Source organism: Salinivirga sp., from assembly GCF_055145285.1.
Map to the genome: position 1 here is coordinate 1 of NZ_JBSRDC010000043.1, position 24,129 is coordinate 24,129.

General features: G+C 39.4%; 19 protein-coding genes and 1 rRNA gene. 4 read left to right on the plus strand and 16 right to left on the minus strand.

The features are described from left to right. Positions 1-15: 15 nt before the first annotated feature. From ACTB0Y_RS08305 to ACTB0Y_RS08330, 6 genes are all read right to left on the minus strand, one after another. Positions 16-1,539, minus strand: a 16S ribosomal RNA gene (locus ACTB0Y_RS08305). 66 nt (positions 1,540-1,605) lie between these two features. Beyond that, positions 1,606-1,833: a hypothetical protein gene (locus tag ACTB0Y_RS08310; protein WP_463206352.1), complete on the minus strand. Its 228-nt coding sequence runs from the start codon at positions 1,831-1,833 to the stop codon at positions 1,606-1,608. Positions 1,834-1,920: 87 nt separating this feature from the next. Further along, the gene (locus ACTB0Y_RS08315) at positions 1,921-2,391 is read right to left on the minus strand and encodes a hypothetical protein (RefSeq protein ID WP_463206353.1); all 471 of its coding nucleotides are present in this window, start codon (positions 2,389-2,391) and stop codon (positions 1,921-1,923) included. Between the two features lie 83 nt (positions 2,392-2,474). Further along, entirely contained in the window at positions 2,475-3,020 is a 546-nt protein-coding gene (locus tag ACTB0Y_RS08320; RefSeq protein ID WP_463206354.1) for a DUF4924 family protein, read from the minus strand. 67 nt (positions 3,021-3,087) lie between these two features. Then, positions 3,088-4,842 (minus strand): tetratricopeptide repeat protein, encoded by a 1,755-nt coding sequence (locus ACTB0Y_RS08325; protein ID WP_463206355.1) that lies wholly within the window; start codon positions 4,840-4,842, stop codon positions 3,088-3,090. Between the two features lie 139 nt (positions 4,843-4,981). Next, on the minus strand, positions 4,982-5,563 hold the full coding sequence (locus ACTB0Y_RS08330; RefSeq protein ID WP_463206356.1) for an acyl carrier protein phosphodiesterase: 582 nt from the start codon (positions 5,561-5,563) through the stop codon (positions 4,982-4,984). 122 nt (positions 5,564-5,685) lie between these two features. Here ACTB0Y_RS08330 and ACTB0Y_RS08335 point away from each other — a divergent pair, with 122 nt between their 5' ends. Further along, positions 5,686-7,026, plus strand: coding sequence for a cyclic 2,3-diphosphoglycerate synthase (locus tag ACTB0Y_RS08335; RefSeq protein WP_463206357.1), 1,341 nt, complete (start codon positions 5,686-5,688; stop codon positions 7,024-7,026). A gap of 83 nt (positions 7,027-7,109) precedes the next feature. On the opposite strand, the gene ACTB0Y_RS08340 is transcribed toward ACTB0Y_RS08335, so the two are convergent. Continuing rightward, the gene (locus ACTB0Y_RS08340) at positions 7,110-9,272 is read right to left on the minus strand and encodes a T9SS type A sorting domain-containing protein (RefSeq protein WP_463206358.1); all 2,163 of its coding nucleotides are present in this window, start codon (positions 9,270-9,272) and stop codon (positions 7,110-7,112) included. A gap of 11 nt (positions 9,273-9,283) precedes the next feature. Then, entirely contained in the window at positions 9,284-10,645 is a 1,362-nt protein-coding gene (locus ACTB0Y_RS08345; protein WP_463206359.1) for a glucose-6-phosphate isomerase, read from the minus strand. 289 nt (positions 10,646-10,934) lie between these two features. Here ACTB0Y_RS08345 and ACTB0Y_RS08350 point away from each other — a divergent pair, with 289 nt between their 5' ends. Continuing rightward, entirely contained in the window at positions 10,935-11,588 is a 654-nt protein-coding gene (locus ACTB0Y_RS08350) for a 7-carboxy-7-deazaguanine synthase QueE (protein WP_463206360.1), read from the plus strand. 21 nt (positions 11,589-11,609) lie between these two features. Here ACTB0Y_RS08350 and ACTB0Y_RS08355 read toward each other — a convergent pair whose 3' ends face one another. Then, complete coding sequence (locus ACTB0Y_RS08355; protein ID WP_463206361.1) at positions 11,610-12,521, minus strand: DMT family transporter; 912 nt, start codon at positions 12,519-12,521, stop codon at positions 11,610-11,612. A 92-nt stretch (positions 12,522-12,613) separates the two neighbouring features. Here ACTB0Y_RS08355 and ACTB0Y_RS08360 point away from each other — a divergent pair, with 92 nt between their 5' ends. Further along, positions 12,614-13,879, plus strand: a complete 1,266-nt coding sequence (locus tag ACTB0Y_RS08360) for a SpoIIE family protein phosphatase (protein WP_463206362.1) — start codon at positions 12,614-12,616, stop codon at positions 13,877-13,879. Between the two features lie 55 nt (positions 13,880-13,934). Here the strand turns inward: ACTB0Y_RS08360 and ACTB0Y_RS08365 are convergent, their stop codons facing one another. The 4 genes from ACTB0Y_RS08365 to ACTB0Y_RS08380 all read right to left on the minus strand — a co-directional run bounded on the left by ACTB0Y_RS08365 (position 13,935) and on the right by ACTB0Y_RS08380 (position 17,670). Continuing rightward, positions 13,935-14,648 carry a T9SS type A sorting domain-containing protein gene (locus ACTB0Y_RS08365; RefSeq protein ID WP_463206363.1) on the minus strand — a complete coding sequence of 238 codons (714 nt, stop codon included), beginning with the start codon at positions 14,646-14,648 and terminating at the stop codon, positions 13,935-13,937. A gap of 34 nt (positions 14,649-14,682) precedes the next feature. Next, a complete protein-coding gene (locus ACTB0Y_RS08370; RefSeq protein WP_463206364.1) occupies positions 14,683-15,477 on the minus strand; it encodes an Omp28-related outer membrane protein in 795 nt (264 codons plus the stop codon). Between the two features lie 13 nt (positions 15,478-15,490). Then, entirely contained in the window at positions 15,491-17,119 is a 1,629-nt protein-coding gene (locus tag ACTB0Y_RS08375) for a DUF6029 family protein (protein ID WP_463206365.1), read from the minus strand. A 65-nt stretch (positions 17,120-17,184) separates the two neighbouring features. Further along, a complete protein-coding gene (locus ACTB0Y_RS08380) occupies positions 17,185-17,670 on the minus strand; it encodes a peroxiredoxin family protein (RefSeq protein ID WP_463206366.1) in 486 nt (161 codons plus the stop codon). A gap of 265 nt (positions 17,671-17,935) precedes the next feature. On the opposite strand from ACTB0Y_RS08380, the gene ACTB0Y_RS08385 reads away from it, so the two are divergent. After that, entirely contained in the window at positions 17,936-19,915 is a 1,980-nt protein-coding gene (locus tag ACTB0Y_RS08385; protein WP_463206367.1) for a fructose-bisphosphatase class III, read from the plus strand. Positions 19,916-19,989: 74 nt separating this feature from the next. Here the strand turns inward: ACTB0Y_RS08385 and ACTB0Y_RS08390 are convergent, their stop codons facing one another. The 3 genes from ACTB0Y_RS08390 to ACTB0Y_RS08400 all read right to left on the minus strand — a co-directional run bounded on the left by ACTB0Y_RS08390 (position 19,990) and on the right by ACTB0Y_RS08400 (position 24,102). Further along, positions 19,990-20,658: an SRPBCC family protein gene (locus ACTB0Y_RS08390; protein WP_463206368.1), complete on the minus strand. Its 669-nt coding sequence runs from the start codon at positions 20,656-20,658 to the stop codon at positions 19,990-19,992. A 96-nt stretch (positions 20,659-20,754) separates the two neighbouring features. Next, positions 20,755-22,113, minus strand: coding sequence for a dihydrolipoamide acetyltransferase family protein (locus ACTB0Y_RS08395; RefSeq protein ID WP_463206369.1), 1,359 nt, complete (start codon positions 22,111-22,113; stop codon positions 20,755-20,757). Positions 22,114-22,161: 48 nt separating this feature from the next. Beyond that, positions 22,162-24,102, minus strand: a complete 1,941-nt coding sequence (locus ACTB0Y_RS08400) for a glycosyltransferase (protein WP_463206370.1) — start codon at positions 24,100-24,102, stop codon at positions 22,162-22,164. Between the last annotated feature and the right edge of the window lie 27 nt (positions 24,103-24,129).

The window sequence follows — 24,129 nt, forward strand, 5'->3', positions numbered from 1 at the left end:
GATCAGTCTCTCCAGAAAGGAGGTGTTCCAGCCACACCTTCCGGTACGGCTACCTTGTTACGACTTAGCCCCAGTCATCTGTTTTACCCTAGACCGCTCCTTGCGGTTACGGCCTTCAGGTACCCCAGACTTCCATGGCTTGACGGGCGGTGTGTACAAGGCCCGGGAACGTATTCACCGCGCCATGGCTGATGCGCGATTACTAGCGATTCCACCTTCATGAAGTCGGGTTGCAGACTCCAATCCGAACTGGGATCGGCTTTTGAGATTCGCTCGGCATTGCTGCCTCGCTGCCCTCTGTACCGACCATTGTAACACGTGTGTAGCCCTGGACATAAGGGCCGTGCTGATTTGACGTCATCCCCACCTTCCTCTCGGTTTACACCGGCAGTCTCGTTAGAGTCCCCGCCTTGACGCGCTGGTAACTAACAATAGGGGTTGCGCTCGTTATGGGACTTAACCCGACACCTCACGGCACGAGCTGACGACAACCATGCAGCACCTTGTACAAAGTCCCGAAGGAAATCAATCTTTCGACTGAATGCATCGTACATTTAAGCCCAGGTAAGGTTCCTCGCGTATCATCGAATTAAACCACATGTTCCACCGCTTGTGCGGGCCCCCGTCAATTCCTTTGAGTTTCAATCTTGCGATCGTACTCCCCAGGTGGCTCACTTATCGGTTTCCCTTAGCCGCTGACGATATATTGCCAACAGCGAGTGAGCATCGTTTACTGCGTGGACTACCAGGGTATCTAATCCTGTTCGCTACCCACGCTTTCGTGCTTCAGCGTCAGTGCTGGTTTGGTAAGCTGCCTTCGCAATTGGAGTTCTGTGTAATATCTATGCATTTCACCGCTACACTACACATTCCGCCTACCACATCCATACTCAAGTCTGACAGTTTCAAAGGCAATTCGATCGTTAAGCGACCGACTTTCACCTCTGACTTATCAGACAGCCTGAACACCCTTTAAACCTAATAAATCCGGATAACGCCTGCATCCTCCGTATTACCGCGGCTGCTGGCACGGAGTTAGCCGATGCTTATTCATGACATACTTGCAAATAACTACACGTAGCTATCTTTACTCTGTCACAAAAGAAGTTTACAATTCGTAGAACAGTCTTCCTTCACGCGGCTTGGCTGGTTCAGAGTTGCCTCCATTGACCAATATTCCTCACTGCTGCCTCCCGTAGGAGTCTGGTCCGTGTCTCAGTACCAGTGTGGGGGATCTTCCTTGCAGAACCCCTAACCATCATCGCCATGGTAAGCCGTTACCTTACCATCTAGCTAATGGTACGCATGCCCATCTGTATCCTCCGTAAATTTGATTATTCTACCATGCGATAAAATAATATTACGCAGTATTAATCCTCGTTTCCAAGGCCTATCCTCCTGATACAGGAAGGTTGCATACGCGTTACTCACCCGTGCGCCGGTCGTCAGCATTCCCGAAGGAACCTGTTACCCCTCGACTTGCATGTGTTAAGCCTGCCGCTAGCGTTCATCCTGAGCCAGGATCAAACTCTTCGTTGTAATTAAAATCTTAAAAAATTTCCTTTAAGACCGATCCTACCTTACAGGGTTTGCTACCTAATATTTTCAAAGATCATTTCCCGCTCCTTTCCCTTCAATTCCTTCTTTTGCGGGCTGCAAAGATAAAGCTAATTTATTCCGCTGACAACATTTTATTAAAGTTTTTTTAAAACTTTTTTTTACTGCCGCAGCCCCTCCTAATTCATCTAAACTCCAAGCTCTATCTCCTTCAAATATCTGCGCCTTTTCTATCAAAGCGGGTGCAAAAGTAGAAGATATATTTTTACATTCCAAATATTTTACGGAATAAAAATAACTTTTTTCAAAAAAAAAGAGGGACGCTCAATGGGCACCCCTCTTATGTGTCTGATTTAAAAATATTTATTTAAACTCCTCGTCAAATGCATTTTTCTTAAAATCTTTTTTTTCTTCTTTGAGATTTCTTCTTGCTTTTTCAATTCGGGCTTCCTTCCGAATTTCCTCGACGATTTTTTTTGGTATTCTAACTGAAACCCAATATTCGACATTATATTCTTTGAACTTATAAATCTCGAGATTTCTAAGCTTGGTGCTATTCAGTAAAACCTCAGCTTCATCAGTTGTTCCTGAAACCGTAACCCCGGCAACATTTTCGGCCAAATTTTTAATAGCCTTTTTTCGAGCCTCCTCTACATAATCATTCATATATTTTTCACCGGTCTGTTTAAAATGTGATCTGGGGGCTTTCTTTTTAAAACTCATTCCAACACCATAATAAAAATATTTATCTGAGGTTTTATCGGCCCATGGTGGTGTTTTTGAAATACCGGCAACAGTAAAAAGCACCAAGATTATTGTTAATATATTTTTCATATTCACGTATTATAGAATGCAATTTACATTAATTAAAGTAATACGACAAATAAATCACTTTGGTTTTAAAAAGTTTAACATACCTAATCGATTCTTAGTTTACCTTCCTCATATTGACGGAAATAATTGCTCAAATTCCGCAAAAAAAGACTAATGACTTTAACCGCTTCATGAGTTTCTTTGTTAATGTCTTTTTGTTTCATCTTCATTAGAACATAATAATAAAGGGCATTTAACGCAATATCAACTTCAGTGGTATAAGGTGACTTAAGCTTGTATTGAAACTCCAGGAGGTAGGGTTTAGCCTTTTCATAATCACTTTTATAAACTCCCAGGTCTTTTTGATTCATTAGCCAAAGATGCAAATCATTTACTTCTTCTGCCAGCGCGCGAAGAAAAGTCACATGGCCTTTTTCGTCTACATGATCTGCTTTCATTTGTTGCATTAAATCCTGGTACCAATTTCGTATCTCCGCTTTTTTCGGTTCATCAACTTTATACTGAGAAATTACTTTTTGTTCCAACTCATCAAGGTTAAATGAAACTGCTCTAATGGTATCTTCAATTTGATACATATAGAGCAAATACTCGATAATATTTTCTTCCCGTTTTTTCCTGGCTAAAAACATAGCGTTACTAAATATAAAAAGGGCTGTCTCCATTAGAGACAGCCCGTGATTGTCAATAATATTATTACTATTCCACTATTGATGTGAAAGTTGCGTCTTCTTTGTAGCGACGGAACTCTACATCTGTAGTAGCAGTTTGTTTAAGATCTGCATTTTTCTCGATTGCTGTACGAAGATTATTAAACAGCATATCTGAATCTTGCTTACGAGCACCAATTACAGCCTTAACATAATACAATAATGCGTTTTCTTTATTTTCAACTTTTTCAAGTATACCTAAAGCTGCGTCATACGCTTGCTCGTTTTGTGTTTCACTGTATTGCAACAGTTTTGCAAGAGCAAAGTTTACAGTTTGATATTTACTACTGGCATACATGTCGACTGCTTCTTCATAATTACCTTTTTTAGTAGCAATCAATGCCTGATTGTAGCTTGTTTCGTTACCACCAGCAGTAGCTGCCTTAAGGTATTCTTCAGCTTTTTCCATATCGCCTTGTGCAAGAGCTGCGGCTCCAAGATTGTTTAACACCTTACTATTATTAGGTTCAATTTCTTTTGCAGCTTCAAAACTTGCAGTTGCATCTGCATAATTACCATTCAGATGATTCACAACACCAAGGTTATTGTGGCCTCTCCAATCATCACTGTATTGTTCAGTTACTGTTGCAAAGATTTGCTTTTGCTCCTGAAGGTCATCAGTAAGTGTTGCGGCATAAAGAAGTTCTTCTACACTGAGTGTGTCTGGTTTCTCCATTGCAAATTTGGATATTTCTTCGTCAGACAGTCCAACAACAGCTACTTTCATACGGAATTCTGAACGACGCAATTGTGGTAGAACCTCATCTTTAAGTTCTTCAAATGCTGCTGAGATATTTTTGATTTCTTTCTCACGTACTTCAGGATCGTTGTACATAGAAAGCACTCTCAGGATAAGATCTTTGTCCTGCACATCTGATTTCTGAAGCTCTTTTTTGAAACCTTCCCAGTCTTCAGCAACAGATCTTGCATTATAGACATTTTTCTCGTCATCAATTTTAATATTGGCTTTTTTAACTGTATTACCAAGATACTTTTCTGTAACGTTTTTACGATCTTTTGAAAGTTCAGTATTTAGCTCAACTGTTCCGTCTGGAGAAGCATAAGCATCAATAGTGATGTTTTCAATGTTCATATTTTGTTTCTCAGCAACTTGCTTGATATAATCATTGAAAGTTTTGATTTCATCTTTACGCAATTCACGCCCACGGATATTGTAACGATTTATCAGGAACTGAATTTCTGCTTGTTTTGAGTCGTAAGTTACACGTTCGAAATTATTTGCAGCTTTAACAACTTTAGCATCACTAAAGTCAAGCAATGTGGCTGTAGCCATAACTCCAGGTGCAACTTCACGTTCCAGAACTACCATGCTCTCGTCTTTTACAGTAGCTGTTCCGCGTGCGATAAGTGTTGCCTGGCGCATTGCTGGGTCATATGCAATTTTATCAACGATTTCAAATGAGCCGCCACTTTCGAAAGGAATAACCTTATTGTTGGCTTCTACATCTTCACCTTGCAGTTTAATTGACTTGAATGCAACTTCCTGCCCATTATATTTCAGAACTGGTGTAATTTCCAATTGAGCTTTTTTCTGGAAAAATTTGGCAGGAAAAGAACCTGTTAGTTTGATTGCAATGCTATCTCCGTGCATTTCAACCGGACTTTTCTGTACATTTAAAGTAACCTGGTCAGCCATCTTCTGCATTTTCTCCAGCTCTTTACAGCCAGTAAAAAGCAGAATTGCCGCCATCACGATTGTTAAGTACTTGAAACTTGTTTTCATAGTTTTACAATAATTTTATGGATTTCTCATTTACTCTTACTTACAAAGCTACAAAGTTAAAATGTTTTTGAAAAAAAAAAAGGAAGTTTCTGTTTTTATTGTTACATATTTTTCTGAATATGAATAAGCTAAATGAAAATTAATTACTTGAGACGTTGCAAAACTCCTGACTCACAGCTGTAAAAAAGTCATCAAATGCGCTTAGTAGGCTGTTTTTCTCTTTCAACAACACTTCCTGTACGTATTCACTTTTTGCAGGTAATGAAGTATATCGGGGCATTCCGTTTAATGCTCTTACTAAGCCAGCGGGGCTACTATAAATTTCGGGCCAACGGTGTTTAACCCAAAAAGGCATCATCAGCTGTATTGGACGAGGCATTATATGAAACCATGCTAAAAGTGTTCTATTTACTTCATCTACATATTGCGACAAAGATTGATCGTGATACTTATCCCAATTACTTGCTAAAAAATGATCAAAAATCATGTCTGTTACTATCCCGGCATATTTCTTATAAGCAGGAGCAAAAACTTTATTGACATCAAGAACAATAGGATGATGGTCTGTAAAGTCATCTATACGTCTGTGAAGTCTAATACCTTTTTGTAAACCGGGAGCAAACTTCTCAAAATTGCGTCCTTTTACGGCATCACCAATAAAGTTACCGACTTTAATTTCATCATCATTGCCGGAGAGATAAAGATGTGCTAAATAATTCATAGATAAAGTAAAATATTAAACATAACCAAAAATTAGGAAATTTTGTTTAAACCGCTATATTTGCTTCGCAATTTTTAAAACTTAATTTATTCATAAAAAATAAAAAACGGAGGAATTGACTTATGGCAAAACGTAATGTCATTATCATTGGTGCTGCGGGTCGTGATTTTCACAACTTCAACACCTATTACAGAGACAACGATTCATTTAACGTTGTAGCTTTCACTGCAGCCCAAATTCCAGATATTGATGGCCGCAAATATCCGGCCGAATTAGCAGGCAGCCTTTATCCGGATGGAATCCCTATTCACGCAGAAGGAGATCTTGAAAAACTTATAGTAGATCTTAAAGCAGACGAGTGTGTATTTTCATACAGCGATGTACCTTATGAACATGTAATGCACATGGCTTCAAGGGTAAATGCAGCTGGTGCATCATTTTCCTTAATTGGTGGAAACGACACCATGATTAAGAGCACAAAACCCATGATTGCTGTTGGTGCTGTTCGCACAGGATGTGGTAAATCACAAACTTCGCGTCGCATCATTGAGTTATTAATGGAAGCAGGACTTAAAGTTGTAGCAATACGTCACCCAATGCCTTATGGTGATCTTGCAAAACAAAAAGTTCAACGTTTTGCTAAGATTGAAGACCTTGAAAAGCATGACTGCACAATTGAAGAGATGGAGGAATATGAACCTCATATCAGCCGAGGTAATGTAATTTATTCAGGTGTTGATTATGAGGCTATTGTAAGAGAAGCAGAAAAAGATCCTGATGGTTGTGACGTTATCCTATGGGATGGTGGTAACAATGATTTCCCATTCTACAAGCCAGACCTGATGGTAACTGTAGTTGACCCGCACCGTCCTGGTCATGAGCTGAGATATTACCCAGGAGAAACAACCCTGCGCTTGTCAGATGTTGTGGTAATCAACAAAATGGATAGTGCAGATGCTGACAACATTCAGATTGTTCGCGAAAACATTGCCAAAGTTGCTCCTGAAGCTATGGTAGTAGACGGTGCATCACCATTGACCATAGACAAACCAGAGATTATTCGTGGCAAAAAAGTTCTGGTTGTTGAAGACGGACCAACGCTAACACACGGCGAAATGAAAATTGGCGCAGGTACGGTTGCTGCACGCAAAGCGGGTGCTGCTGAAATGGTTGATCCCAGAGAATATGCTGTTGGAAGATTAAAAGATACTTTCCAGATTTACCCGGGCATTGGTAAATTACTACCTGCAATGGGTTACGGTGAAGAGCAGAAAAAAGACCTGGAAAAAACAATCAACAACACACCTTGTGATGCGGTTGTTATTGCTACTCCAATTGACTTAAGCCGTATTGTTAAAATTGACAAACCTACAGTAAAAGTAGGATACGACTTGCAGGAAATTGGCCAGCCTTCACTGGCACAACCTATTCAGGACTTCATTAAAAAACACAACCTGAAATAATATATTTATTAAACGTAAGAAAGGCTTCCAGAAATGGAAGCCTTTCTTGTTTTAATATACTTATGTATCTTAATTTCAACCTCTTACAACGACTTAATAAATAGCCGGCTCACAGATTGTCCATTTTGGTTAACCATTAAAATATATCTTCCCGGTAAAAGCTTTTCAACAGGGATGATGGCATGTTTACTATTTACCTTAAGTTGTTTTACTGGTCTTCCATCAATAGTGAATAACTTAATATTATTGATTAATTGATGCGACTCAACATGTAATACCCGGGTAGCGGGATTTGGATAAACCTTTCCCTTAAAAGAGGTGTTTTGTATTCCGCTTCCCCCTATTATCATAGCCAACCGCCAATTTACGGAATTTCCCTGATAATCGATAATATTGAAATTTACAAATGCGCTGTCTAAATCATCACGAAAGAAGTTAAAAAAGCTACTTGCTGTATCATTAATGCGGCTATAGTCGGGATCCCAACTCTCATTGAGAAACAGCCTTGCTCCCGGGCTTAACACAAAATCCAACAATTGATGAGCATCTTTTACCAATTGTAATTTTGCATATACGTCATTATTCTCGTAATCGATATGTGTATATAATTCGATGCTATTAGCAGAATCGATACTTGCTAATGGTTCATCTACCCAGCTGAATTGATAAAACTGCACTGAACTATCCTGAGAAGTAACTTTCACACGATAATTCCCCAGTTCATTTGTGGGCGTATCGAGATATTCAATCGTCTGGAATATATTCATGCCAGCAGCAAAATTATCCCAAACATGTGCTGAATCATGCATCATGTAATAAAAAACAGAATCTGGCAGGAAATCATCGATTCCAGCAAAAGATGAGAGTGCAGCATCAGCCATAATAGGTTCTACACCTACCTGACCATTACGGTACACATTATGAAGTTCTACTTGTGAATTTCCAGAAGCATCATTTACCGATGCAAAAACAAATTGCCCATTGGCCAATTTTGAATGGGTTTCTTTATCGGTACCAACTGGTATGATATTGAGTGAGTCGCTCTGTATATCGTAAATTGCCAATGCACCCTGGTTACTTCCTAACATTGATGGTAAAAACACTTTTCCATACTTTAGAGTACCATCTCCTACTCCGGTAAGTGTGTCAGAAATTATTAAAGCATTATTCTCAAATAATAAATTGCCTCCCTGACCTACTTTTTGAATTTTTGTAAGATTGTTTTCTTTGCTAGTGGGTGTTTCGTGCCACGCAAACATTACATTACCTTGCGGATCTTCACCCAGACATGATGGGTTGGTCTGATTCATTTGGTTGATAACAGAAAGATTCAATCCACCGGATGGGTAGCGCATATTGCCATTTACATTGATATGCTGGGTGAATACATCATTTAGGCCATTGCCATCCGGATCTCCATACCAGGTGATATAGATACCATTATCTGAGGCAGGGTGTAGTGCAAGTCTGCGGCCACTACCAATTCCGGAATTACTTGTGATTTCTAAAACAGAATCCCACACATTCTGCCCTGTTGTGTCAATTTGTTGCACCTGAATTTGCTTATCACCATATTGTCCATCCTGGTAAGTATAGACTAAATAGACAGTAGAATCTGTAGCAGGCATTAAATTGGGATTAAAAAGTCTGATATCCGTTTCAGCAATTGCCTTTCCATTTTCCCAAATTCTTTCTCCTGTAGCAGCCAACCATTGCATTCTGATTGAATAACCATTGGCACCCATCTGATTCCATGCAGCAACCACATCGCCATTAGGCATCAATGCTGTATTGGGAGAATATTCCGAATTGTAGTCTGCTGATACAATTAACTCTACTCCGGCATCGCCCCATAAGAACTCTCCCTGTGAATTGATCTTATATCCAAAAATATCTTTATCGGTTAATCCATTACGAGCATCATTAAAAAATACATAGGCGTTAACTCCATCGTTCATTAAGGAATAATCGCTGATCCATGAATCCTGCGGATAATCAGTCACAATCAAGGGGTTTGCCCATTGTGGTTCTCCCTTAGGATTGATATACTGCATGTACATTTTAAAATTTTGCGTTTCATCGTACCAGGTTACATAGTACCCACTATCACTGGCTGTAATTTGGGGATACAGATACGAAGCATTATCAAGTTGTTCACTGATAACCACTGGTGTCTCCTGGGAAAACTGAGCACATAATGTTCCACTTACTGCTAAAAATAGCAGCATAACATAAAATTTCTTCATAAAAAGTTGGTTTAAAAATTAAGTTCTTTCCGTAAAATTTGTAGTTCTTTATATCTACCTTCAAAGCCCGGTTTCTGCAATAAGGCAAACATATTGCGTTTATAGTCCTCTACTCCGGGTTGATTAAAAGGATTAACCTGAAGCATGAGCCCGCTTATGGCGCATGTAATCATAAAAAAGTAAAACAAGCCGCCAATATTATCTATTTCGTCGTTTTGAATTTTGAGCATAAGATTAGGCACCCCGCCACTGTTATGTGCCAGCATAGTGCCTTCCATTGCATTTTTGTTTACAAAACCCATTGTTTTCCCTTCGAGATAGTTCAAATTGTCAAGGTTTTCATCATCGTGGCCAATACTTTCATCTACTGCGTTTGTATTTTGAAATTTTACGACAGTTTCAAACAGATTCCTTTTTCCATCCTGAATGTACTGACCCATAGAGTGCAAGTCTGTTGTGAGATCGACACTTGCCGGGAAAACACCTTTTCCATCCTTACCTTCACTTTCGCCAAATAATTGTTTCCACCATTCGGCAACATAATGAAACTTATGATGATAATTCACCAACACTTCTGTTGTATTTCCATTTTGATAGAGCACATTTCTAATTGCTGCATAATCAAGCGCTATATTCTCATTCGTATCGCTCCATATTTGCTTTTCCATTTTACGTGCACCTTCGATTAGCTTATATACATCGAAGCCGGCAACAGCAATTGGCAATAAGCCAACCGGTGTAAACACTGAAAAACGGCCGCCTACATCATCGGGAATAACGAAAGACTGCAAATCATTGGCATCGGCGAGCTTACGAAGAGCACCTTTTGACTTATCTGTAATAGCAACTACGCGTTCCTTCAAAGCTGTTTCGCCAAAACGTGCAAGTAATTCGTTGCGTAAGTATCGAAATGCAATAGCAGGTTCCGTAGTTGTTCCAGATTTGGAAATAACGATAATACTCCATTTTTTATCTTTCAGATACTTTGAAAGTTCTGTCAAATATCCTGGCGACAAATGATGTCCCGCATATACGACTTCACAACCATCCTTATTGAAAGTTGACTTCTGCGATTCAATAACTGCGCGTGCCCCAAGGTAAGAACCACCAATACCTATTACAACAACTACATCACTGATTTTGCGAAGATTTCCTGCTACCTCATTTATTCTATCCAACTGCTCTGTTTTCAAAGTCGACGGCAAATCGACCCAGCCTAGAAAATCATTACCAGGACAGGTTTTATCCTGAATAGATTTCATAATGTCATCACCCATAGACCGATAACGTTCGTAATGATTTTGCACCATCAAATTCTTCACCAATGATTTTTCCAATGAAATTTGCATCTGCGTAATATTTATATTATTCATTTTTTAATATCGGGATAGTATTGTGGGTTACATTAAATTCCCCAAAAAGCACCTACAATTTACCGGTCCAAAATTAAGGATTGTTTACGGGTTAAGCAAAATTGAGATAAAATAATCTTTTTATATGTCGTATACGCAGCGACATCAATGAGGATACAAAATTCTAATTAATAATCCATTAAAACACAGAATCAACCTTTCAAGAAGGTTTCGAAACCAATATTCACATAATTAATAATTAAACCCATGATAAAATACTATTTTTGCAGCCCTAAACAAAAACCGAACAATGGCACATAGCCAAAATTCATACAAAAAAGTTGACGGAGAGGTGCTTGAAAAAGGCAAAAAGCTACCACTGGTCGAGTCTTTCTATAGTATTCAGGGAGAGGGGCACCACAGCGGGAAACCAGCATATTTTATCCGCGTAGGCGGCTGCGACATTGCTTGTCACTGGTGCGATTCAAAAGTAAGTTGGAATGCCGCTTTGCATCCTTTGGTTTCAGTAGAAGAAATTGTTGAACAAGTGCTTAAAACCCCAGCGCGTTCGGTAGTAGTTACAGGGGGTGAGCCTGCTATGTATCCGCTTGAACCACTGAGTAGACTAATTAGAGCTCATCAGATAAGCAATTTTCTTGAGAGTAGCGGCGCCTATGAAATTACGGGGCAATGGGACTGGATTTGTATAAGCCCTAAACATAACAAGCCCCCGTTAAAGCAAAATCTCGAAAGGGCAAACGAACTGAAAATTGTGATTTTCGATACTGAAGATTTTGTTTTTGCCGAAAAATGGAAAAATGAGGTACCTAAAACTTGTAAATTACTATTGCAACCGGAATACTCACAATTTAATCAAATGGCTCCACTAATGGTTGAATATGTAAAGACCCATCCGGAATGGAGTATTTCGCTACAGTCGCATAAATACCTGAATATTCCTTAAGTCAGAAGCGTTAGCTGCCCCTTAGATAAAAAACATTGCAACTCCGGCAACGGCTACAAATGCACCAATAACTTCCCGGGGAGTAACACGTTCCTTAAAAATAAATACTGAAGGTAAAATAATGATTACAGGCACTAAAGAAGTCAATGTTTGAGCAATACCGGCTGAAGTAAATTTAACCGCTACCAGTGATAGGGTTACGCCAAGAAAAGGCCCAAAGAATGCACCTCCTGATGTAAACAACATGCCTTTTTTATCTTTTAAAGCAGAAAACACACGGGCCCATCTTCGCATGAAGGTGAAAACAATCATAAAACCAATGGCACCTGCCATGACGCGTATATGTGTAGACGCAATTACATTATAATCCTCCATGCCTTTTTTGCTCAATACAAGGCCAACGGCCTGACCTGTGGCTCCGCCAAAAGCCAACAAAAGTCCCATAGGATTTTGAAACCAATCTTTCAACTTAGGTTTTTTTCCATTCTGTTCTCTGGCAGGCCGGTTTAACACCACCATCATAATGCCGCTTAGTGTAATCATCATACCAAGAAGTCCTTTGGTTGTCATGGCTTCGCCCAGAATAATCCATCCGGCAATGGCCGCAACAGGTGGTGCAAGGGCCATAACCAACATCGAAATACGGGCTCCCACTACCACGAACGCCTGAAAAAGTAATAAATCGCCAATTGTAAAACCAATTAAACCAGAAAGCGCGAGCCAGGTAATATTATAAGTAGTAGCATCGAGTGGTAGAAAATATCCGCGTGTAATCCACGTTACTGTTCCGAGAAGAAAAAATGCCATGAACAACCGGATAAGATTTACCGATAAGGAACCGATACGTTTTCCGGCTGCCTCAAAAAACATTGATGTAGCCGTCCAGCAAACGGCTGTAGCAATTCCGGCAATTTCCCCGTAATAATTTTCCATAAGCAATTAAAGATGCGCAAGATGGCAAAAAAAATATAAAATCAGGTAAAGAAATTCTGTTAAAGCTATTTATTATATGTATTTTCGTTATCATGGAAACTGGAGAGGATAGAATAAAAACAATTAAAGACAAACTAGCTGAAGCCCCCCTCTTTATTGGCACTCAAGGATACCAACTTGAGACCGTTATACGAGCATCGATGTTGGTTGAATACTCCGACGGACAAATAATTTTTGAAAAAGGTGATCGTGCCAATGGTTTTTTCATCATTTTAGAAGGGAAAGTAAAAATACACGCCAGACAAATAAAATACATAGAGCTGGGGCCAGGCAAGTATTTTGGTGAATATGCACTTATTGAAAACCAACCTCATTCATCAACAGTTACGGCCATCAACCATTGCAAGTGCCTTGTAATGCCACCTGACATTTTCAATAATTTACTGCAGCAAAGCCTGCCTTTTAGCAACAGGCTTTTACAAACACTTATCCACAGACTGCGATCCAAAGATAAGCTGGAAATATCGCTGACAGAGAAGAATGCAGAAATTAGCGAGCAGAATGAGAAAATCAGGGAACAGAATCAAAAAATCAGGGAGCAAAATGAGCGCATACAGGAGAGCATTGAGTATGCGGGCATGATACAATCGACCATGCTTCCCTCTACCAAACTTCTGGAGATGAAACTGGAAAACTATTTCCTGATATTTCACCCCCGCGAAAAGGTAAGCGGCGACTTTTACTGGTTTGCCCAGATTGAAAATAAATACTGTATAGCCATATCTGATTGTACAGGCCATGGCGTGCCGGGTAGCATGATCAGTATCCTTGGAATTTCTTTTTTAAACGAAATAATAAACCGGGTAGAGCAACCGGTTCCGGGAGAAATATTAACGCTACTTAACAATAAAATGCAAAATGCACTGAACCAGAATCATGAAAAATATCACTCTCACGATGGTATGGATATAGCACTTATTATTATTGATTTTGACAATATGGAGCTTTCTTTTTCCGGGGCGCAGAGCCCGATGTATTTGGTTCGGAACCATGAATTATCTGTATTTGACCCTGATAAAGTCAATGTAGGCACAGCTCCACACAACTATCACTTTACAACTCAGGACACTTTGCTTGACAGAGATGACATGCTATATTTTTTCACAGATGGCTTAGTTGACCAACTTGGTGGATATGAATATAAGCGATACGGTACTAGCAAGCTTAAAAAGCTACTTACGCAAATTGCTGAACAAAATACTCAAATTCAGCAACAGGCCATTTTAGATAGTTTCTGGGAATGGAAAGGAGAAAACAAACAGACCGACGATATTACTTTATTGGGGATTAAAGTATAAAAAAACTCCCGAAATAATTCCGGGAGTTTTTTTAATGTCTGATCTATTCAGACTATTATCGTTTTAAAATTTTACGGGTTTGCAATACACCTTCAGAGTTGACCAGTTTCACCATGTAAAGTCCATTGGCAAAATTACCCATACTAACCTGGTAATCTGTATCGGCTGAAACCTTGCGCACCTGCATAAGTTTACCCACAGCATCGTAGATTTCAATACGGGCATTTGGATCGACATTACCCTGATAGCGCACATTCAATGTGTTTTTTACCGGATTCGGGTAAAGCATAAATTCAGCCAATAATTTTTCTGATATACCAACAGGTGCAATACTATAATGCATATAAAAACTTAACATTTCTGCAGAATCGGGCATGGTGTGAAGGTTATATTTAATCAATGCATCGCCTGCATTACTCTGAGGCTCCAGGTCTGCATCAAAAATAATGGTTTCAGCCGCTGTAAGCGTAATCATATTACTTTCCATACTGTTAGGAGGATAGCAGTTCGTTCCAATGCAGAAATAAGTGCGCATACCTTCCGGCAAGGTTAAATCTTCGCGAGTTAACTGCAAATCTATATCTCCGGAAGATACATTCTCAATAATAAAATGACCTGCTATAACAAATTCATCGGCACTTCCATTTACATGAATGGTATCGCCATTGTTTACGAGTTCCTCAGAGTCACTAATCTGAAGCTCAAAAGACTGCGCATTCAGTGCGATTCCGGAAATCAAAAAGATAATTAAAAGGTAGATTTTTCTCATAGTTGTAAAATTTGGTTAGATAATAAATCGTATGTTATTCTGTAATAAGTTTGACTTGCTCTCCGGTATAAATCTCTTTGGTATTTTGATCAACAATAATGCCAACGACATAGAGATTTTCTACCTGCCAATCAGCATCTAAGGTGGTGTTAAAACCAAGCTCAGCCACACCATCGGTGAAATTCACCGTAGAACCGTTAATATTATTAATACATTTTCGAAGCACATGTCTGTGGTCGTATGGGTCGATATCTGTTCCGGCTTGCGGTCCAGGGATATGGTCTTCCAAAACAAAAGCATAAAACCTCAATGGGTTTTGCGCTTCTGCGCGCTCGGTAATTACAAACCGGGCCTCTAGCAAATTCTCTTGCAATTGAATATCGGGCGTAATAATAAAGTCCGTATAATCCGGAATTACACTACCAACCTCACCTTGCCAGGAAGTCGGGGCACCAGAAATAGCATCGTTTTCATTAAGGCTTGCGATTGAGGCCGCGGGCGTTGTGCTCAGTCCAAGATCGGTAAAGATTTTATCTCCAAAAGGAGTTCTAAAATCCGGTTCGCCAGGGTAAGGTTCTGCAAAAAAGCCGGCATGCACACTCAGAGTTATAACATGTCCATGATACACGGAATCGATTTCTTCTATGGCGGCATGGCCTGCCGGACAGTTTGTACAATGTATGCCTGTAAATTCAAAAATAACGGCTTTTTTTGTCAGCTCTGTCGCTTCGTCAATTTCAATTTGGTTGCCATAAGGTTCATTAACCTCATCGCACGAAAACATTGAGGACAAAGCAGCAAATAAAATTACATATATCAGTCGTATCATATCTTAACTTTATTTAAAACGTTGAAGTTAAGGTTACATAAGCACCGTAGGCTGATGGAACCTGACGGCAGACACCGCCAATACATACAATTCCCTCACGTTGCTTTCCAAAATTCAGCTGAACACGATTTCCTCCTTTATTATATCCCATACTCAGCGTATAATAGTGTACGCGTAAATCTTTATGATCATTACCATAATTGTATTGGTCCATAACAGAAAAAAACCAGTGAGGAGATATTGTATACTCGAGCATTACACTGTACCAGTCGCCGCGATCTTGTTCAGTCATTAATATTTGCTGTTCGAGCCTGATGGTATGGCGGCGTTTTATGCTATAACTCAAATCGAGTACACCTGTTTTGGCGTACACAGTGCCTCCCTTTCCTTCGATGAATTGCTGATTGTAGCTAACATATTGACCTATAAAGGTACCCTTAAATTTCCGTGAAAATTTACGCTCAATTATAAGGCTAAAATCATCATAAAGCAGCTCATCTGAAATGGCCAGGAACTTATCTTTATAGCCGAGGGTATCATTTTCAAGACCCGCTGTTTCTCGTTCAATATCGTGTACCCGTGAATAATTCAGTGTAATTAAAGTACCGTACTTCCCGCCAAGTGCTGTGTTCCGTTTTAGCCTGTAATAAAACTCGCCCTGCACTCCTGCTTCTCCGGTGAGCTGAGTGGCGTAAGGATACATAGCCGTGAGTGCATAGGCGTGATTTTTGGTTACAGCAGGCAAATAATTAATCAATAAGTTCTTATCCACTGCCTGATAATCTGATCGGAAGCTCATATTATCGACCCATTTACCACTGAGCATAGCACCAAATACTCCTTTAGACCATGTGCTATTAAGCAACAAAGCATCGCCGTCTTTATAAATCATACCGTTATCGGCCGATGGGTCATTGATCTTGTGCGCATATTCACCTTTCAAAGAGAACATGCCATGCTGAAAATTAAAACGGCCGGCAAAGGAGGCTACATTTTCAGGCAAATTGTATTGTACATTTTCGTCTTTCTGATATTTTGAAACCACACTACCACCTAAAACTAAACGTGTTTTAGCATACTTTAAAGTATCAAAAAGCTGGTTAATGTTTACCTCGCCGTCGAAACCCCTCACTATACCTTCACCTAAATCGAAGAATATTCTTTGCCTACCGTAAAGGCCTTTAAAATAGACACCTTTGTAGGGATTGTATTTTACGTGTATACCCTCAAAGGCATTATCGTAGTCAAGGTTTTTATCTTCCCATGCACGTAATACCAACCCATTGCCAAACTGATCGTAAAAATTCCCAACAGTAAACTCGAGCTCTTCATTTTTATATGACAAAAAACGGTAAGGGATTCCGGTGCCATCGTTGCCCTTATCAAAACCTTGTAGTGTATTCAAATAACCTTCGAAACGCATACCTGCGGTAAAATCACCATACTCATAACGAAAATTGGCATAACCGTTCATCAATGTTTTTTCAGGTGGCACCTCTGTACCAATTACACTATCTTTGAGATAATACCAGGCCTCCATGTTAAAATTACCGCTCAGGCGACCTTTGGGTTGTTCTTCTTTTTGTGATAAAGCCATTAGGGGAAATAACAATACCAGCGACAGCAAAAAAAACTTTCTCATAGCTTTCAAAAATTTATTCTCCGCTATTGGGGATTTCGGAGCATGAAGCTTATTTAGTATACGTATTATTTTTCTGTAATTTCGAGCAATTTGTCGTATAATTCATGCTCATCACCATCGACATAAGCTGTATGTTGCCATACAATTTTGCCATTACCGTCTATTAAAAAGGTGTGGGGTACATTGGCCACATTCATCGCTCGTTTAAATTCGCCGTTTTCATCAAGAAAAACATCAAACTGCCATCCACGGGCATTGACGTATGGAGCCACACGACCGGAGCTACGGGTGTCGTCGGTAGAGACGGCTATAATTTTGACTCCTGTTTCATCTTTCCAATCCATATAGTAATCATTGTAAGCATTTAGCTCTTTTACGCATGGCTTACACCATGTAGCCCAAAAACTAACAACGAGAGGTTTACCATCATTAGAAAAAGTTGAGGTATTTACAACCTGACCCGAGAGTTTTTTCACATCGGCAGAGGGCAGATTTTGCGCCGACAAGCTCAGTGTCATCAACACTAATGCAATCATTAAAATACTTCTCATAGCTGAATATTAACAAGTTAAACCAATTATAAAATTTCAGGGAGTAAACGGGTATACTCCACAAAAAAAGACCTCATAATCTTTTGCGAGGCAAGATACAAAAAACTTTAGTTCCATAAAATGAAACAAATAACTATTGCCTCATAATTGAAAATATGCTATTCATCTTTTTTTAAAATATTTTCATAAAATTTCCGATTTCCTCTGATAAAGAATTATTAACTTCATGACATGAAAAAATCAAAGTCAAAAAGCATCTGACATCATGAAACTGTCCAAAGAAGAACTCAGCTATTATAAACTTCTATCCCGCTCTTACCCCACAATCCAGGCAGCCAGCACAGAAATAATCAACTTGTCGGCAATACTCAATCTACCTAAAGGTACAGAACATTTTATGTCTGATATACATGGGGAATACGATTCGTTTATTCATATTGTGAACAATGCCTCCGGGGTGGTAAAACGCAAAATAAATGACGTTTTTGGGGATACGATTTCGCAAAGAGACAAATCAGAGTTGGCTACAATTATATTCTACCCCAAAGAAAAACTCAAAGTAATAGAACACAACCATGAGCATGAAATGAAGAATTGGTATAAAGTTACACTCTTCAGACTTGTGGAAGTATGCCGCAATGCATCAACAAAATACACACGTTCGAAAGTAAGAAAGGCCCTACCCAATGATTTTGCTTATGTTATTGAAGAATTATTGCATGAGCAGGAAAATGCCCCTAACAAACAGGAGTATTACAATGGGATTATTGATACAATCATACGCATCAACCGGGCAGACAACTTTGTGATGGCCATATCGGAACTTATTAAGCGGCTGGTAATTGACCATCTTCATATTGTAGGTGATATATTTGACCGTGGGCCAGAACCAGACCGAATTATAGATACCTTAATGACCTTTAAGAGTGTCGATATTCAGTGGGGCAATCACGACATATTATGGATGGGTTCTGCCATGGGTTGCACCGGTTGCATCTCTAATGTTTTACGAATATCGGCCCGATATGATAATTTATCGATTATTGAAGAAAACTATGGCATAAATCTGATGCCCCTGGCCACATTTGCCATGGAAACTTACGAAAATGATTCATGCGAGGTATTTGCCCCTAAAAGCGAGGCTTCAGCTGAAAATAGTCCCCAGCAGCAGCTAATGATAAGACAAATGCACAAGGCTATAAGCATTATTCAATTTAAAATTGAAGGAGCCATCGTTAAACGAAACCCCTGGTACCAAATGGAAGGCCGCCTGCTGCTCGATAAAATTGATTATAAATCGGGGACAATAAAAATTGGGAACAAAAGCTATCCGCTGAAGGACAATGCATGGCCCACAATCGATCCTGCTAAGCCCTATGAGCTAACGAGCGAAGAAAAAAAATTAATGGAGCGTTTGCAACACTCGTTTATAAACTCAGAGAAACTGCAAAAACATCTGCACTATTTATATGAAGTGGGAAACATGCATTTGGTATTCAACAATAACTTATTGTATCATGGTTGTATGCCGATGACCAGAAACGGCAACTTCCAGCGCATGAAAATTTTTGACAAGAGCTATAGCGGCAAAGCATTGGTTTTAAAACTTGAAAAAATAGTGCGCAAAGCATTTTCCAACCATTTAAAGAACACACCCAACTCCTATGAGCTGGACTTTTTGTGGTATTTATGGGCAGGACCGGTTTCGCCGCTATTTGGGAAGAAGAAAATGGCCACTTTTGAGCGGTATCTCCTGTCAGATAAGACCACACATCACGAGGAGAATAATCCATACTTTGCTTTGCGCGATGAAGAGGAAACGTGCAATAAAATTTTAAAAGATTTCGGAATCGATCCCGCACAAGGGCATATCGTGAATGGCCACACACCGGTTAAGCGTAAAAAAGGTGAAAATCCGGTAAAAGGTAACGGTAAACTTATCGTAATTGATGGTGGTTTGGCAAAGCCATATCAAAACATTACGGGAATAGCCGGATATACCCTAATTTACAATTCTTATGGCTTAACATTAGCTTCGCATAAACCATTTGAATCCAGAAAAAAAGCAATTGTGGAAAATGCCGACATATCAACCACCAAATTAATGCTCGAGCGCAATAATGTACGGAAAAGGGTTGGTGATACAGAGATAGGATTTGAACTGAAAGGGCAAATTCAGAATTTGGAAAGACTATTGGAAGCCTACCGCGAAGGCATAATAAAAGAACAGCCTAAGCGACTCTAATAAATTATTATACACTTAAACGCATTGCAAAAATAATATCAGTCTGGGAAACCCTGTGATTGGATAATTCCAGATTAACGAAATAAATTTGGTTCTGCATTCTCATATTTTAAGGTATTCACTTCTGTTTTCATACTTTTGGAGACCTGAAATAATTGACTTTTCATCAACTCTTCCACCAGTGTGTAAACCAAATCATTGTATTCATCTATTTCACCTGAGTAAATCAGGGTTACTTTTACTTGCCCATTTCGCTTAGGCTTTAAATACCATTGGGCTATAAATGGCATAATGCTCTCATGTTCAGTATCATAATTAATTGAATTATTCAGCTCCATGGTACAGGTAACAATACCTGAACGGCTATTTTGGCTGAATGCCACTTTTACAACAGCGTCTCTGTTAATAATATTATCTACTGTAATATTCAGGTAATAGTATCGCTCTGTTTCGCTGACTTTTTCAATTAACCTGGCTTTTTTAATATTGCTAACCATTTTCTTAAAGGCCTCTGCATCAAGCAAAAAACTAATGGCACTGTTCATATCAGCATTTAGTTTGAAAACCGTTTTTATATCATTAAGGCGGTGGGCACTCTCCCGCTCGTATACATTCACACCAGCCTCGCTTCTTGTTTTGTTCCATGAGTGCTGAGCCATGGCATTATGCGAAAAAACAAACAGGTTTGTTATAATGAGTAAGAAAGTTATAAAATGTGTTTTGCTAAATATTTTTTTTAGCATTTTACCTCCCGGATTAAACAATTAACATTAAACTCCACACATAAAATTCTATGGATGGCAGGATTATTTCTTATTTATTACGAAGAATAAAATTCGTTAAATTGTCCGCTTCTGGTCAAAATCTTCAAGATACTTACCTACACGATCGAGGAACATTCCTCCCAAAGCACCATCTACAACTCTGTGATCATAGCTCATTGCCAAAATCATAATGTGTCGAATACCAATGGTGTCTCCTGAAGGCGTTTCAATGACCGCTGGTTTCTTCTTAATTGCCCCCAAAGCCAAAACGGCCACTTCAGGTTGATTAATCACCGGTGTTCCGGTGATGTTATTGAAGGTTCCCACATTGGTCACAGTAAATGTGCCTCCCTGAATCTCATCGGGTTTCAACTTATTGCTGCGTGCACGCGAAGCCAAATCATTTACTGATCGCGCCAGTCCAACAAGGTTTTTCTCATCTGCTTGTTTGATCACCGGTACAATAAGATCGCCGGAAGGCAAGGCCGTTGCCATACCAATGTTAACCTGCTTATGACGTATTATTTTAGTACCGGAAACAGACACATTTATCATCGGATAATCTGCGATAGCTTTAAGAAGAGCTTCTATGAAAATTGGGGTATAAGTTAATTTTTCATTATGCTTTTCCTGGAAATCACTTTTGTGTTTATTTCTCCAGTTAACAATATTGGTCACATCAACCTCGACAAAAGACGTTACGTGCGGGCTTACCCTTTTACTTGTAACCATATGGTCGGCAATGAGTTTTCTCATGCGTCCCATTTCTGTAATTTCGTCTCCGGGGAGCGATGGTATTGATATTTCGGGTGCAGGTACTGCATTACCAACACTTTTAGTTTGTGGTTCAGAAGCTGGTTGCTTTGTTTGTTTTTGTACTTTAGGATTGTTTAACCAGTTCAGCACATCGTCTTTTGTCACTCTACCATGCAGTCCTGTTCCTTTGATTTGTTCTAATTGATCAAAGCTTATATTCTCTGCTTTGGCAATACTCTTAACCAAAGGCGAAAAAAACGAAGCACTACCCAATGATTCGGATTCACTGGTTTCAGTTCTATCGTCCGATGTTTGCATTTCAGCTTCTGCCTGCTCTTTTGGCTCATCCTGCACCGATGTTTGTTTGGGCTTTGCCGATTTTGAATCATCCGTATCGTCTTCTGTTAAAATAAACGACTCGTCTACATCTTCAGCAGATTCTGCTTCAATAACTGCTATGAGATCGCCAACTTTTGGCACATCATTTTCGCTAAAAAGCTGACGGGAAAGTTTACCTGAAACCGGCGCCGGTATTTCACTATCTACTTTATCGGTTGCAATTTCTACTATGGGATCGTCTTCTTCTACTTGTTCTCCAACCTGTTTCAGCCACTGGGTTATCGTAGCCTCAATAACTCCCTCACCCATAGCGGGTAACAAAACTTTTACTTTTACCATAACGTTGCGCGAAATAAATTTTTTACTCTAAATCACTTGTAATACAATTCAGCTTCCTAAATGTTTCCATAAACGAAAAACAATGGCTAAATCATTGACAAGTCGATAGTCCTTGGCATAAATCATATTGACACGCTGAATCAAATCGGCGGACAAGTTCTGTTTTGCGTGTAACATGCCAGGGTGCACAACACCGCTTTTTATATTTGGCAATTCGTGAAGTCGCTCTGTTTGCCCAAAACCTACCCAGCTCTTTTTGCCCAAAAGCACAGACCAGGCATTTCTGAATAATCCACCTTTTTGCCTAACTGTAAAAAATAAAACCGGATATAGAATAATTAGCAACAGCGCAAGCGCAATATCAAATGTGCGTTTAAAACGTTGGTTCGAGGGTTTATTAATAGCATTTACCTCAATGCTGTATACATCATCGAGCGAATGTATTGTACTACTGCCAATTACTGCGATACCATCTGGTGAAACAATTTTAAAACGAAGGCGTGGGTCACCAAGTTTAATCATGAGCCGGATGATGTTTCTGGCAGGTAAATGTTGTGCACTGAAAATAACTTCAGCAACGTTATTTACTTTAACTACCTTTTCTATATTTTCAAGATTACCGAGTGCTTTTTCATCAGGATGATCGGCGACAGACACAAAGCCTATTACATTGGTTTTTATATTGTTGGAAAAAATCTTTTGTACACGTTCAACATCGCCAGCTTCGCCCACTACAATAGTGTTGACGGCTTGTGTTTTACTGGCTGGTTCACCTTCAATTTTTCGATGAATATACCTCAATGCCGGAACTGTAATAGTAGCCCAAACACCGCCCAAGAGAAGCATCACGCGGGAAAACCGGTAATTTTCGGGAAGCAAAGCATACACAATTAAAAGTAATAAAAGCCCCCATCCAACTCCTTTCAATATATCGAAAAACTTATATGGTTTGTCGTATCCTCCGCTATAAAGCAGGGCTATTATCCATATTAACACATAAAATGGAACCACAATAGTTAAATAATTGTCGGGGAACCAATTAGTAACTCCAAACTGGTATTTTTCCCAAAGCGGTGTAAGCAGCCAAAAACCGCCCCACAAAACTAAAAAATCAAGAACCGGCATAAAAAGTCGTTTGAGCAAACGCTTAAAAATAGCCAATCCGGCGCTGAGCATTATAGCCATTCGTATCATGAAAGAAAATACAGAAGCATACCTACGCGCAAAGTGTTTTTGCGTAAATATGATCATGGCATTGTAAAAAACTACAACATAGTTTATACTTTCTTTTTTGGTACTTTCGCCCTTATAATGAATTATGGTTGTGCCCGGAAAGTAATAATTCTTATAACCGGCCTTAGTGATGCGGTAACTCCAGTCGATATCTTCTCCATACATAAAAAAAGTTTCATCGAGCCCGCCAATTTTATCCACTACTTTTTTTCTAACCAACATAAATGCTCCTGAAAGCACATCGACCTCGTTAACTTTATCTTTGTCCAGATATTTAAGATGATATCGACCAAATTTTCGTGAATAAGGAAAAAGCGATGACAATCCGGCAACTTTATAGAAAGCGACCATAGGCGTGGGTAATCCCCTTTTTGATTCGGGTAAAAATTCCCCATTGCCATCTATCATTTTTACGCCCAAGCCACCAGCATCCGGATGGCTATCCATAAACTCGATAACTTTTACAAAGGTATCCTCTTCCACCACAGTATCCGGATTCAGCAGCAACACATAAGCTCCGTTTGCCTGCTTTATAGCCTGGTTATTGGCTCTGGAGAATCCTAAATTCTCCTTGTTCTCAATTAGTTTTACCCAGGGAAAATCATTATGAACCATCGACACGGATCCATCGACCGAATTGTTGTCAACCACAAAAACCTCAGCAGCTGTTTTTGCCATAGCATTTTCGACTGACTGCAAACATTGGCGCAGAAAGTGCCTGACATTGTAGTTGACAATTATAACCGATAGCTTCATTAAAAGATATTGTTAAAAGAGCAGTAA